Here is a 13,474-nt window from a genome sequence, read left to right as displayed (position 1 = left end):
CTCTGTCAGTGTTTCGTGGCATCCTCGACCCTGTGGAGACACAGAGCGTGAGCCCCGTCTTCGTGGGGCGACAGGACGAGTCGGCCCTCCTGGCGGGTCTGTTGCGCGGCGCCGACGAGGGGATTCCGCAGGGGGTGGTCGTCGGCGGCGAGGCCGGGGTGGGCAAGACGCGGCTGCTGGAGGAGTTCCTCGCCTCCGCCCGCGCGGCCGGCGCGACGACGGCGGTGGGGGCCGGCGTGGAGCTGGGCGCCGACGGGCTGCCGTTCGCGCCGGTGGCCGGGCTGCTGCGCGCGCTGCACCGGCAGTTGGGCGACGAGCTGTTCGAGGCGGCGGGGGAGCGGCGCGGAGAGCTGGCGCGGCTGCTGCCCGAGTGGGAGGAGTCCGGCGCGGCCGTGCCGGTCGTCGAGGGGGACGCGTGGGACCGCGCGCGCCTCTTCGAGCTGCTGACCCGGCTGCTGGAGCGGCTGGCGCGGGACCGCACCCTGGTGCTGGTCTTCGAGGACCTGCACTGGGCGGACCGCTCCACCAGGGAGCTGCTGGCCTACTACATCCGCTCGGTGCGATCCGCCCGGCTGCTGGTGGTGGGGAGTTACCGCACCGACGACCTGCACCGGCGCCATCCGCTGCGCCCGTTCCTCGCCCAGCTGGACCGGCTGCGCACGGTGCACCGGATCGCGCTGCGCCGGCTGAGCGGCGACGAGGTCGCCGCCCAGATGGCCGGCATCCTGGGCGCCCCGCCGGAGGCGGCGCTGGCGCTCTCCGTCTTCGCGCGCACGGAGGGGAACCCGTTCTTCGTCGAGGAGCTGACGGTCGGCGGCCGGCCGCGCGGGGCGCTGCCGGAGACGCTGCGCGACCTGCTGCTGGTGCGCGTCGAGGAGATGGACGAGCGGACGCAGGACGTGCTGCGGGTCGTCGCCGAGGGCGGAGCCTCCGTGGAGCACGGGCTGCTCGCCCGGGTCGCCGCGCTGCCCGAGCCCGAGCTGCTGGCCACGCTGCGGGCGGCCGTCGGCGCTCGGCTGCTGGTCGCCACGGACGAAGGCGACGGCTACCGCTTCCGACACGCCCTGACCAGGGAAGCCCTCGCCGACGACCTGCTGCCGGGCGAGCGCGCCCGGCTCAACCGCCGCTACGCGGAGGCCCTCGCCGACGACCCGACGCTGGTGGCCGCCGAGGAGCTGCCCACCCGGCTGGCGAGCCACTGGTACCACGCGGGCGACCGTCCCCGGGCGCTGCCCGCCGTGCTGGCGGCGGCCGTCGTGGCGGGCCGCAGGTTCGCCAACGCGGAGCAGCTGCGGCTGCTGGAGCGGGCGCTGGAGCTGTGGGACGCGGTGGAGCCGGAGGCGCGCGTCGGGCTGCGTCCGGCGCAGCGCGTCTGGAGCTATCCGGCGCCGGAGCCGGAGGAGCCGGTGGGCTGGGTCGACCTGATGGCCGAGGCGGTGATAGCCGCGCAGCTCGCCGGTCGCGGCGAACGCGCCCTGGCGCTCTGCCGGCGGGCGCTGCGCGAGCTGGACGAGGTCCGACAGCCGCTGCACGCCGCCTGGTTCTGGACCCAACGGGTCGGCATGGCGGAGCGGCTGATGCGCGGCGACGGCTCGGCGGAGCTGGCCCGCGCCCAGGAGCTGCTGCGTGGGCTGCCGCCCTCCGAGGTGCACGCCCGGGTGCTGGCGCTGGAGGCGGCCCTGCTCGCCAAGCGCGGCCCGGACCCGGACGTGATCGAGCGGGCCGAGCGCGCCGTCTCCCTGGCCCGTCTCGTCGGGGCGCACCGCACGGAGCTCTACGCCCGCTACACCCTGGCCACCCTTCAGGCAGACGCGGGCGACGGCCAGGGGGCGGTCACCGAGATGCGGGCCGTGCTGGCGACGGTGCTCCGCGGGGGCGACGTCGCACTGCTGGGGCGCTGCCTGAACAACCTGAGCGCCGTGCTGATCGACGCGGGCGAGTTCGCGCAGGCCCTGGAGCATCTGGACGAGAGCGTCGAGCTGGCCGAGCGCTACGGGCTGGTCGAGGGCCACAGCTGGCTGTGGGGCAACCGCGCCTTCGCCTGCACCGCGATGGGCCGCTGGCCGGAGGCCGAGACCGCGCTCGACGAGGCGACCCGGCGGGCGAGCCACTCGCAGAGTCGCCAGATCAGCCGCGTGCTCACCGGCCAGCTCGCGGTGCTGCGCGGGGACCTGGCGCGGGCCGAGGCGGAGTCGGAGGCGGTACTGGCGGAGATCGAGGGGGTGAGGGGCGGCACCCAGTTCCACTGGGAGCTGGCCAGGCTGCGGATCGACCTGGCGGTGGCGCGCGGGCGCCCGCCGCACGCGCGGGAGGTCGTGCGCGGGATGGCCGCAGGGGAGCTGTTCGGCGCCTCGCTGCTGGCCTGGATGCTGGCCTTCGCCGCCGCCACGGCCGAGGCGGAGAGCCGCGGGCTGCCGGGCGCGGAGGAGGGGCGGGAGGCGGCGGTCGAGGAGATCAGGTCACTGACCCGACGCCTCCCGCGCAACGTCCCGATACGCGAGGCGATGGGCGTGCTCGTGGACGCGCAGCTGGCCCGTGCCCGGGGGCGGGACACGCCACGGCACTGGGCGGAGGCCGTCGCCCAGCTCACCCCCCTGCCGCTTCCGCACCACGTGGCGGAGGCGCGGTATGGCTGGGCCGAGGCGCTGCTGGCCGAAGGGCGGCCGGACGGCCGCGAGGCGGCGGGCGAGCAGCTGCGCGCCGCCTGTGAGTTGGTCACGCGGCTGGGCGCCGGGCCGCTGGGCGAGCGGGTGGCGCGGCTGGCGCAGCGCGCCGGGCTCGACCTCGCCTCTCCGGCGGGGCCGGCGCCCGAGCCGGCGCCGGAGGAGCCATTCGGACTCACGCCGAGGGAGCGCGCGGTGCTGGAGCTGGTGGCGGCGGGTCGGAGCAACCGGCAGATCGCCGAGCAGCTGTTCATCTCACCGAAGACGGTGAGCGTCCATGTCTCCCGCATCCTGGCCAAGTTGGAGGTGACCAGCAGGGGCGAGGCGGCGGCCGTCGCGCACCGGTTCCGCCTGGTGGCCGCCCGGCCGTGACCGCCGCGCCCGCGGGCTCGCGGGCGGCGTCACGATCCCGGCCGCGTGGCATCTCGCGTTGCGCGGGTGGTCAGGCGCGCACCGTCCTACGCTGCGACGCCGAGCCGGTGTCGATCGAGGAGCGGGGACGAGCCCGCGACGGGCACGTGGCCCGCCGAGCACCGGGCCACGTACGTGGATCGCGGCGGGGACTTCGACGCGTCACCGCCCCGGGAGACCTGCGCGTCCAACGACTCCTGCACCGGCGGGGCCACCACAGTCGTCGATCCCCCCGACCGGTACGGGCCGTACGCCGCGTGCGAGGCCGTGGTCCAGGAGCCGGCTCCAAGCCTCCGCCGGCAGGCGATCGCCCGACGCTCGCCGAGAGCCTCGTGGGCGTCAGGGAGACGAAGCTGCGCCTACGACGCCTACGACGGCGGCACCCGGCAGGCCGCGCTACCGGCGCGGCTGACACCGGCTTAGCTCCGGCGCGAGCGCGCCGGTGACGAGTGCGTCGGCGACGAGCCGGCCGACGGTGGGCGCCAGGGTGATCGCCGCGTGGGTGACCGTCACCCAGAGGGAGCGGTCGCGGGTCACCGGCCCGACGAGCGGGCCGTCGGCGGGCATCGGGCGCCCGCTGACCCGCTGGTCGAGCAGCCGGCACTCCGCCCCGCCGCGGAGGAGCGCCCGCACCCGTGCCAGCGCCTCGTCTGCCGCACGCCGCGCCGACGAGGGGGAGAAGGCGCCCGGGGGCACCGCGAGGGGGAGCAGGAGTTCGCCCTCCCGCACCTCCCTGACCTCAAGGCCTGGGCTGTCCAGGATGGTTCTGACCAGCCCGGGAGGCGCGGAGAGCCGCACGAGTTGGGCGGGGGAGACGGTCACCGGCAGCTCGGGCACGAGCGGCGCGCAGAGTCGGGGTACCTCGGTGCCGGCCGCCAACACCACGGCCTCCGCCGCGTGGTAGCCGGCCGAGGACCAGACCCCCTCGACGCGTTCCCCCGCGACGCGCAGGGCGGAGACGGTCGCGTTCGGGACGTGTGCCGCCCCGTGCGCGCGGGCCGCGTCGACCAGCGCGCGGGTCATCGCCACCGGGTCGACACCGCCGTCGCTCGGGGTGTGGACGGCCGTCTCCGGAGGGTCGATCAGGGCCGGCTCCAGCGCCGCGATCTCCTCCCGGCCGACGCGGAACTGCCCGGGCCACAGCCGTTCCCCGCCCGAGGGCGCGGCATCGGACCAGGAGAGCGAGCCCACCCAGCGGACGCGGTGCCCCGGCAGCTCTGCCTCAAGGCGTCGATGGTCCTCCAGCACCGATCCGCGCAGGTCCGTCGCCCCCGGTGAGCCGCCGTTCCCGCAGCCGCCGACCCAGGCGAACGAACCGTCCGTCACCCCCGTGGCCGGCGTGGGCTCCCGGTCGAGCAGGGTGACGGGGACGCTTCGGCGCGCCAGATGGTAGGCGACCGAGGCGCCGACGATTCCCGCGCCCACCACGACCACGCCCGACATCGCACGCTCCCCGGCTTGTCGCGGCGCGCCCGCCCGGGTGTCGCCCGGGGGTCCGCTGTGCCGCTTCCCACACCCTCTTTCGGGCGCGCGGGGGCCGCAAGCCCTTTGCCACCCGGGGCGGCGCCCGGCGCGCACGAGGCGCGCACCGGATGGCGGCGGGGAGTGAACGCCCGTCGCGCGCGCCCCGGTTCAGCGGACGCGCAGCCGCAGCAGCAGGTCGTCGTCGGCGTCGGGGGAGCCCCGCCCGTCGGTCTCGTTGGTGAGGAGCAGCAACTCGTCCCCGCCGACGGCGAGGACGCCGCGCAGCCGACCGTACTCGCCCTCCAGGAACGCCTCGGGCTCGGCCACCGGCTCCGCGCCGTCCAGCGGCACCCGCCACAGCCGCTCCCCGCGCAGCGTCGCCAGCCACAGCGCGCCGCCGCTGTAGGCCAGCCCGCTCGGCGACGCCTCGGACGGCGGCCAGACCTCCACCGGATCGACGAAGCCGTCGTCCGCGCCGCCGTCGCCCTCGTGCTCGGGCCAGCCGTAGTTGCCGCCGGGCTCGATCAGGTTCAGCTCGTCCCAGGTGTCGTTGCCGAACTCGGCCGCCCACAGCCGGTCCTCCGCGTCCCACGCGAGCCCCTGCACGTTGCGGTGGCCCAGCGACCAGACCAGCGAGTCCGGGGCCGGGTTGTCCTCGGGCGGCCCGCCGGTCGCCGGGTCGATCCGCAGGATCTTCCCGGCCAACGAGTCCGGGTCCTGGGCCAGTGGGGCGTCGGCCGCGTCGCCGGTGGTGGCGTAGAGCATCCCGTCGGGGCCGAAGGCGAGCCCGCCGCCGTTGTGGATCACCTCGCCCCTGGGGATGCCGTCGAGCAGTGGTTCCCCGGCGTCGAGACGCTCCCCCTCGGGGGCGTCCAGACGCAGCTCCAGGGGGATGATCCGGTTGTCGGAGGCCGTGGTGGCGTAGGCGTAGAGCCGGTTGTTGCTCTCGAACTCCGGGTCGAGCGCCAGCCCCAGCAGGCCGCCCTCCCCGTTGGCGCGCACGCCGGGCACCGAGCCGACCTCGCTGACAGTGCCGGGCTCGCCGTCCGAGGTGTCGACGAGGGACAGCGTGCCGTCGTCGCGGGAGGCCACCAGCACCGTGCCGTCCGGCAGTGCGGCCAGCCCCCAGGGGGAACGCAGATTCTCAGCCAGAGTCGCGGTCACCTCCGCGTCGCCCTCCGCGGGCGCGGCCTCCGGCGTGCGCTCCGCCTCGTCCGACGCCTCGCCCGCGTCCTCCTCCGGCTCCTCGCCGGCGTCCCCGGTCGGGGCGGTCGACGCCTCGTCGCCCGACTCGGAGGCGGCGTCGTCCTCGGACGAGCAGCCGGCCAGTAGGGGAACGGCCAGGGCCAGGGCGAGCAACGAACCCGCGACCGGTCGTGCGCTCATCGGGACCTCCGTGGTGACGCGGACTGCGGCACCACCCAGCACACCACATCGCGCCGCGCGCCGGCGCGATGTCGACCGTCCGGCCCCTCACCGGCGGGGCCCCTCACCCCCAGGAGTCCAGCGCCGCCGGCAGCTCCGCCAGCTCGGCCAGGTCCGCCGGCGTCAGGTCCAGCTCGGCCGCCGCCGCGTTCTCCCGCACCCAGCGCTCCCGCTTGGTGCCGGGCAGCGGCACCACCCGGGGGCTCCGGGCCAGCAGCCACGCGAGGGCGACCTGCGCGGGCGTCGCGCCCGGGTGCCGGGCGGCCACCCGGCGCAGCCCCACCACCAGCGGCTGGTTGGCGGCCATCATCTCCGCCGTGAAGCGGGGATGCCGGGCGCGCGGGTCGTCCGGCTCGAAGCCGCCGCCCGGCACCAGCGTGCCCGTCAGATAGCCGCTGCCCAGCGGCATCGCGGCGAGCAGCCCCACGCCCCTGGCCTCGCACCACGGCAGCAACTCGGCGGCGGCGCCCGGCGACCAGACCGAGAACTCGGTCTGCACCGCCGACACCGGGAAGACCTGCTGCACCCTGCCCAGCAGCTCCAGGGTCCTTCGATGCGCCGCGGCCCCGCCCCGCGCGCGCCGGGGATCGGGCGGCTCCAGGGCGCACCACCCCAGCGCGCGCACCTTGCCCGCGCGCACCAACTCGCCCATGGCGCCCCAGGTCTCCTCGACCGGCACCTCGGGGTCGGGTCGGTGCAGCTGGTAGAGGTCGATCACGTCCGTGCCCAGCCGCCGCAGCGAGGCGTCGCAGGCCCGCCGCACATACGCGGGGCTGCCGTTGGCCACCAGATGCTGCTCGCCCACCAGCAGCCCGCACTTGGTGGCGACGGTCGCCTCGTCGCGCCGCTCGCGCAGCACCCGCGCCAGCAGCCGTTCGTTGGTGAACGGGCCGTACATGTCCGCCGTGTCCAGCAGCGTGCAGCCCTCGTCGAGCGCCGCGTGCAACGCCCGCAGCGAGGCCTCCCCGTCGCGCTGGGACGCCGCGTAGCCCCAGCTCATCGGCATACACCCGAGACCCACGGCGCCCACCGCCAGCGCCCCGGCGCCCAGCGTCCGATACCGCACCTGGCCTGTCCTCGCCCTTCCCCGCGCCGAACCCGCCCCGGATCTCCCCCGGTCCCTCGCCGGCCGTCCCCGTCGTCCCCGTGATCGCCCCCAACGTATCCCCTGCCACCGACAGCCACCCACGGACCCCGGGCCGCCGGTGGCCGCGCGGCTAGCCTGGCGCCATGAGTACTCAGGAAGTCTGGTTGCCCTACTCCGCCGACGAGCTCGCCCCCCTGCCCGACTCCCTGCGCTGCCTGCTCTGGCGCGGCGAGGACACCTACCCGGGCGACCCGGCGGACTGCGCGTTCTACACGGTGCCGTATCTGAAAGGGCCGAAAGTCGCCGTTCGGCCGCTGGCCGAGATGACCTCGGTGCGGGTCGTCCAGACGCTGACCGCGGGGGTGGAGCACATGCTTCCCGAGGTGCCGCGGCTTCCCGAGGGCGCCGTGCTGTGCAACGCCGGGGACCTGCACAACACGAGCACCGCCGAACTCGCGCTGGCCCTGGCCCTCTCCGCGCTGCGCGGCGTCGACCAGGCGGCCCGCGACCAGCTTCAGGGGCGGTGGGCGCCGGCCATACACACCTCGCTGGCCGACCGGCGGGTGCTGATCCTCGGCTACGGCGGCATCGGCGCAGCGATCGAGGAGCGCCTGCTGCCGTTCGAGGTGGCCGAGGTGATCCGGGTGGCCGGCCACGCCAGGAACGCGCCGCGCGGCCCCGTGCACGCCTCGTCCGAGCTGCCCGAACTGCTGCCGCGCGCCGAGGTGGTGATGGTCGCCACCCCGTTGACCGAGCGGACCCGCGGGCTGCTGGGCGCGCGGGAGTTGGCGCTGCTGCCGGACGGCGCGCTGGTGGTGAACGTCGCGCGCGGCCCGGTGGTCGACGCGGACGCGCTGCTGGCGGAGGTCTCCGGCGGCCGGCTGCGGGCGGCCCTCGACGTCACCGACCCGGAGCCGCTTCCCGCCGATCACCCGCTGTGGCGGGCCCCCGGGGTGCTGATCACGCCACATGTGGGCGGCCCCTCCACGGCCTTCGAGCCGCGCGCGAAGGCGCTGCTGCGCGCGCAGTTGACGCGGTTCGCTCTCGGTGAGGAACTCCGCCACAGGGTGGCGACCAGCGGTTCAGAGCGTTAGCCTCGCCCCAAACCATCACTATGGGTGATGTCTCTATATCGCTGAGTGACCATACTGGTGTATCGTCCGCTTCGGGGTGAGCCCGGAACGAAGGGGGGCGATGGCGATGCACCACCCATGGACGCGGCGAGGACCGCGTGATGTCCCGGCGGGTCCGCCGTTGGGCGGCCCGCTCCCGCAGCTCGCGCTCGCGGCGGTCTGCGCCTGCTACGCCGCGGGGGCCCTGGCGGGCTGGGGTTCGCCCCGACTCGCCAGGGTCATGGGGGACTTCGGCCTCGCGGCGGCGGCGTTCGCCGCGGCGATCTCCTGTCTCTGGTACGCCAGACGGCAGGCCGAGGAGTTCCGCGCCGCGTGGACGATGTTCGGCGTCTCCTCGATCATGATCGGCCTGGGGAACGCCATCTGGGGCTGGTACGAGGTGGTGCTCGGACGTCAGGTTCCGGACATCTCGCTGGCCGACATCGCGTTTCTGCTCTTCGCCCCGCTGGCCATCGTCGGCCTGCTGCTGCTCGCCAAACGCCCGATGAACAAGGCCGGTTGGGCCAGACTCGGGCTGGACGTCTGGCTGATCGGCGGCTCCCTGATGACGCTCTCCTGGAGCGTCGCCCTGGCGCACACGGCGGTGCGCACCGGCTCGGTGGGGCGGGTCGCGCTGGCGCTGGCCTACCCGCTGCTGGACATCGTGCTCATCAGCATGGTCGTCGTGCTGCACTTCCGGCGCAGCGCCCGACACCGTCCCGCGATCAACTCGGCGATCGGCGCCCTGGCGTTGACCGTCTTCTGCGACGCGCTCTTCACCAGCCCGCCGCTGCGCGAGCAGTACAGTTCGGGCCAGTTGCTGGACGCGGGCTGGTTCGCCGGCTCGCTGCTGCTGGCCGCCGCGCCCTGGACGGCTGGCCGTTCCTCCCCGGCGCCCGAGGTGCCCGGGCTCCGCGAGCCGCGCCCGCCGGCCTGCCGCCCGCTCGGCGGCTCGGTCTCCACGCTGGCGCCCTATCTGGCGGCGGCCGTCTGTGTGTTGAGCATCCTGGTGACCATAATCTTCGGCCGCCGTGTCGACGCCGCCGTGGTCTACATGGCCTGCGCCGTGGTGTTGGCACTGCTGGTGCGCCAGGGCATCACCCTGATGGAGAACATCTCGCTCACCCGCGAGCTGTTCCAGAAGGAGAACTACTTCCGTTCGCTCGTCCAGGGCTCCAGCGACGTGATCATGATCGCCGCCCCCGACGGCAAGTTGCGCTACGTCAGCCCCGCGGCCGTCGGCGTCTACGGGCAGGAGCCGGACCGGCTGACCGGCAGCGAGCTGTCCACGCTGATCCACCCCGAGGACCTGGGGCGGGTCCTGCACGAGCTGCGCCGCTTCCTCGCCGTGCCCCCCAGCCGCGAGCCCGCCACCCGCGTCGAGTGCCGGGTCCGGCACGGCGCGGGACACTGGCTCAACGTCGAGTCCAGCGTCAACCGCCACGAGGGCGGTCTGATCTTCAACACCCGCGACGTCACCGAACGCGTCCGCCTCCAGGCCCAGTTGCAGCACAGCGCCTCCCACGACGCCCTCACGGACCTGCCGAACCGCGCGCTGTTCACCGAGCGCGTCCGGCAGGCCCTGGGCGCGGGGCGGGGCGCCGACCCGGACGCTGCCGTCCTCTTCATCGACCTCGACGGCTTCAAGGCGGTCAACGACTCGGCCGGCCACCAGGCGGGCGACGAGCTGCTGGTGCGGGCCGCGCGCCGGCTGCGCGAGGCCGTCCGCTCGGACGACACCACGGCCAGGCTCGGCGGCGACGAGTTCGCCGCCCTGATCACCGGCGACGGCGGCGGGGAGCCGCAGCCGCGCGAGTACCGCATCCTGGAGATCGCCGAGCGCGTGCGCGCCGCGCTCTCCCGCCCCTACACGGTCGACGGGCGGGAGCTGCGGGTCGCCGCCAGCATCGGCGTCGCCTTCGCCGAGCCCGGCTGCACCCCCGCCGGCCTGATGCGCAACGCGGACCTCGCGATGTACCGCGCCAAGCAGGCCGGCAAGGCCAGGGTCGAGCTGTACGCGCCCCAGCTCCAGACCGAGGTCCTTCGCCGCACCGAGCTGGCCGACCGGCTCCGCAGGGCACTGCACGCCGGCGAGTTCACCCTTCTCCACCAGCCCGTCGTCCACCTCGGCGACGGACGGCTCGCCGCTCTGCACGCCCAGGCCCGCTGGCGTTCCTCACACGGCCCGCTGACCACCCCCCTGGAGTGCCTGCGCGGCGGGCGCTGGGACTTCGTCCCGCCCGGCGAGGCCGAGGCCCCCGGCGCCGCCGCCGACCTGACCGGCTGGCTGGTCGAGCAGACCGTCGTGGCCGCCGCCCGCCGCCACGAGGCCGGCCACACGGTCCCCGTCACGCTGCGCGTCCCCAGCGCCCGGCTGACCGACCGCGCACTGGCCGTCGGCTCGCTCCAGGCCAGGCTCGCCGAGCACCAACTCCCGCCGACCGCCCTGCTGATCGAGCTGTCCGAGGCCGATCCCGTGCTCGCCTCCGACGAGTTGCGCCGCCGGCTGACCGACCTCAGCCGCTTCGGCGTCGGCGTCGCGCTCGGCGGCTTCGGCGGCCCCGGCACCGCCACCACCGCCCTGCACCGGCTCCCCGTCGACCTGGTCAGGCTGGACGGGGCGCTCGTCGCGGGAGTGGTGGAGTCCCCGGTCCTCGGCAAGATCGTCGCCGGTCTGCTGCGGATCGCCGACGACCTGGGCATCGACTCCCTCGCCGACGGCGTCGACCGCCCCGAGCAGGCGGCGGCGCTCCGCGCCCTCGGCTGCCGCCGCGCCCAGGGCCTGGCGTTCAGCGCGCCGCTGGACGCCGTCGCCCTGCACCGCCTGCTGGAGCGCGGCCGGCTGCCGCTGCCCGCCCACCCGACGGGCGCCCTCACGCCCGCCATCCCCCGGGGACGCACCGCCGGCCAGGCGGGCGCGCCGAGCCCCGCCGGGCCCCCCGGCCAGGCCGGGGCCGTCGCGCCGGCCGGCGCCGCGAGCGCCGCGGGACCCGGCGCGCCGGCCGCCGCGCTGCCGCCCGCGGGCGCCGTTCAGCCCCCTCGCTCACATAGTGAGACTTCTGTCCCGCGCGCTTGACAGGCGATGGCGGAGGGGAGCAATGTCTGTGCCATGCACACCGGAATTCTCGTACTTTCGTGGCGCGTCGGCTGACCCCCAGGCACCCCTGCGGCTCCCAGCGACGCGCTTCCCCTCGTATGCCTGACGGCACGGGGGGTTTTTTGTTGCACCGACGTCATCCGAGACCATGAACGTCCGCGCCGCCGCCAGCCGCACCGCCAGCCGAAGCACTCCCCAGCTCCCTTCAAGCCGACCGCCCGCGCTCCCCGCGGCGCCGGCACCCACATCCCCCCGAGAAGAGATCGTGATGACCGAGCAGGCCACCGGGGCACCCAAGCCGCAACCACGGGCTCCCCGCAACGGAGCACCCCAGCCCACGTCCACCGTCGCGCAGGTCACGGGCGCCCAGTCGCTCATCCGCTCCCTCGAAGCGGTGGGCGCCGACACGGTGTTCGGCATCCCCGGCGGCTCGATCCTCCCCGCCTACGACCCGCTGATGGACTCCACGACGGTGCGCCACATCCTGGTCCGCCACGAGCAGGGCGCCGGGCACGCCGCCACCGGCTACGCCCAGGCCACCGGCAGGGTGGGCGTGTGCATGGCCACCTCGGGCCCCGGCGCCACCAACCTGGTGACCCCCATCGCCGACGCCCACATGGACTCGGTCCCGCTGGTCGCCATCACCGGCCAGGTCTCCTCGTCCACCATCGGCACCGACGCCTTCCAGGAAGCCGACATCTGCGGCATCACCCTGCCGGTCACCAAGCACAACTTCCTGGTCACCGACCCGGCCGAGATCCCGCGCACCATCGCGGAGGCGTTCCACATCGCCTCCACCGGCCGCCCGGGACCCGTGCTGGTCGACATCGCCAAGGACGCGCTCCAGAAGCAGACCACGTTCAGCTGGCCGCCCACCGCCGAGCTGCCCGGCTACCGCCCCGTGAGCCGCCCGCACGCCAAGCAGATCCGGGAGGCGGCCCGGCTGATCGCCGAGTCCAGGCGCCCGGTGTTCTACGTCGGCGGCGGCGTCATCAAGGCGGGGGCCGCCGCCGAGCTGCTGGCCCTCGCCGAGCGCACCGGCGTGCCCGTCACCACGACGCTGATGGCGTTGGGTGCCTTCCCCGACAGCCACCCCCAGCACCTGGGGATGCCCGGGATGCACGGCTCGGTCGCCTCCGTCACCGCGCTCCAGAAGGCCGACCTGATCGTCGCCCTCGGCGCCCGCTTCGACGACCGCGTCACCGGCCGGATCGACTCGTTCGCCCCGCACGCCAAGATCGTGCACGCCGACATCGACCCCGCCGAGATCGGCAAGAACCGCCTGGCCGACGTCCCGATCGTCGGCGACGTCAAGGAGGTCATGACCGACCTGCTGGGCGCCGTCGAGGCCGACGAGGCCGAGGACGCGAACGGCCCGCGCGGCAGGGAGCGTTACGCCGGCTGGTGGCGCCAGCTGGAGAGCTGGCGCGAGACCTACCCGCTGGGCTACGACCTGCCCGAGGACGGCAGCCTCTCGCCGCAGCAGGTCATCGAGCGCATCGGCCAACTCGCCCCCGAGGGCACGATCTTCACCGCGGGCGTCGGTCAGCACCAGATGTGGGCCGCGCACTACCTCCGCTTCGAGACCCCCGGCACCTGGCTCAACTCCGGCGGCCTCGGCACCATGGGCTACGCCGTCCCCGCCGCGCTCGGCGCCAAGGCCGGCCGCCCCGACGCCCCGGTCTGGGCGATCGACGGCGACGGCTGCTTCCAGATGACCAACCAGGAACTGGTCACCGCCGCGCTCAACGGCATCCCCGTCAAGGTCGCCATCATCAACAACGGCGCCCTGGGCATGGTCCGCCAGTGGCAGACCCTCTTCTACAACCAGCGCTACTCCAACACCGTGCTGCGCGACGACGGCACCACCGGCGCCTACAGCGGCTCCGCCGCCGGCACCGGCACCGCCACCAACAAGGGCACCCGCGTCCCCGACTTCGTGAAGCTCTCCGAGGCCATGGGCTGCGTCGGCCTGCGCTGCGAGAGCCCCGACCAGCTGGACGCCGTCCTGGAGAAGGCCAACGCGATCAACGACCGCCCCGTGGTCGTGGACTTCATCGTCCACGAGGACGCCATGGTCTGGCCGATGGTGGCCGCCGGCACCTCCAACGACGAGGTGATGGCGGCCCGCGGCGTGCGCCCCGACTTCGGCGACGCCACCGACTGACCGCCGCGCGTGCCCGCAGCCGACCCGCCACCACGAGGTAGAACCGCC

7 protein-coding genes are annotated in these 13,474 nt (G+C 75.1%); 4 read left to right on the top strand and 3 right to left on the bottom strand.

The annotated features are described in order from the left end of the window. Positions 1–32: 32 nt before the first annotated feature. The gene (locus tag FH715_RS26415; protein ID WP_246108995.1) at positions 33–3,035 is read left to right on the top strand and encodes a helix-turn-helix transcriptional regulator; all 3,003 of its coding nucleotides are present in this window, start codon (positions 33–35) and stop codon (positions 3,033–3,035) included. A gap of 435 nt (positions 3,036–3,470) precedes the next feature. Here FH715_RS26415 and FH715_RS26410 read toward each other — a convergent pair whose 3' ends face one another. From FH715_RS26410 to FH715_RS26400, 3 genes are all read right to left on the bottom strand, one after another. Further along, the gene (locus FH715_RS26410) at positions 3,471–4,517 is read right to left on the bottom strand and encodes an NAD(P)/FAD-dependent oxidoreductase (RefSeq protein WP_139649733.1); all 1,047 of its coding nucleotides are present in this window, start codon (positions 4,515–4,517) and stop codon (positions 3,471–3,473) included. Positions 4,518–4,706: 189 nt separating this feature from the next. Then, positions 4,707–5,924, bottom strand: a complete 1,218-nt coding sequence (locus FH715_RS26405; protein WP_139649732.1) for a PQQ-dependent sugar dehydrogenase — start codon at positions 5,922–5,924, stop codon at positions 4,707–4,709. A gap of 103 nt (positions 5,925–6,027) precedes the next feature. Beyond that, positions 6,028–7,029, bottom strand: coding sequence for an aldo/keto reductase (locus FH715_RS26400; protein WP_139649730.1), 1,002 nt, complete (start codon positions 7,027–7,029; stop codon positions 6,028–6,030). A gap of 164 nt (positions 7,030–7,193) precedes the next feature. On the opposite strand from FH715_RS26400, the gene FH715_RS26395 reads away from it, so the two are divergent. The 3 genes from FH715_RS26395 (at position 7,194) to FH715_RS26380 (ending at position 13,426) form a co-directional block, all read left to right on the top strand. Then, positions 7,194–8,144, top strand: coding sequence for a 2-hydroxyacid dehydrogenase (locus FH715_RS26395; RefSeq protein ID WP_139649728.1), 951 nt, complete (start codon positions 7,194–7,196; stop codon positions 8,142–8,144). 106 nt (positions 8,145–8,250) lie between these two features. After that, complete coding sequence (locus tag FH715_RS26390; protein ID WP_139649726.1) at positions 8,251–11,238, top strand: putative bifunctional diguanylate cyclase/phosphodiesterase; 2,988 nt, start codon at positions 8,251–8,253, stop codon at positions 11,236–11,238. Between the two features lie 289 nt (positions 11,239–11,527). Next, complete coding sequence (locus tag FH715_RS26380) at positions 11,528–13,426, top strand: acetolactate synthase large subunit (protein ID WP_170184840.1); 1,899 nt, start codon at positions 11,528–11,530, stop codon at positions 13,424–13,426. The last annotated feature ends 48 nt before the right edge of the window (positions 13,427–13,474 follow it).

Origin of the sequence: Streptomyces sedi (assembly GCF_006335015.1) — a bacterium.
In the GTDB taxonomy this organism is placed as follows: domain Bacteria; phylum Actinomycetota; class Actinomycetes; order Streptomycetales; family Streptomycetaceae; genus Streptomyces; species Streptomyces sedi.
This window is presented reverse-complemented; position numbering and strand designations above follow the sequence as displayed.

Coding starts and splice junctions, on each gene's coding strand:
- FH715_RS26410 (WP_139649733.1), bottom strand. CDS start 4,517: ATGTCGGGCGTGGTCGTGGTGGGCGCGGGAATCGTCGGCGCCTCGGTC.
- FH715_RS26405 (WP_139649732.1), bottom strand. CDS start 5,924: ATGAGCGCACGACCGGTCGCGGGTTCGTTGCTCGCCCTGGCCCTGGCC.
- FH715_RS26395 (WP_139649728.1), top strand. CDS start 7,194: ATGAGTACTCAGGAAGTCTGGTTGCCCTACTCCGCCGACGAGCTCGCC.
- FH715_RS26390 (WP_139649726.1), top strand. CDS start 8,251: ATGCACCACCCATGGACGCGGCGAGGACCGCGTGATGTCCCGGCGGGT.
- FH715_RS26380 (WP_170184840.1), top strand. CDS start 11,528: ATGACCGAGCAGGCCACCGGGGCACCCAAGCCGCAACCACGGGCTCCC.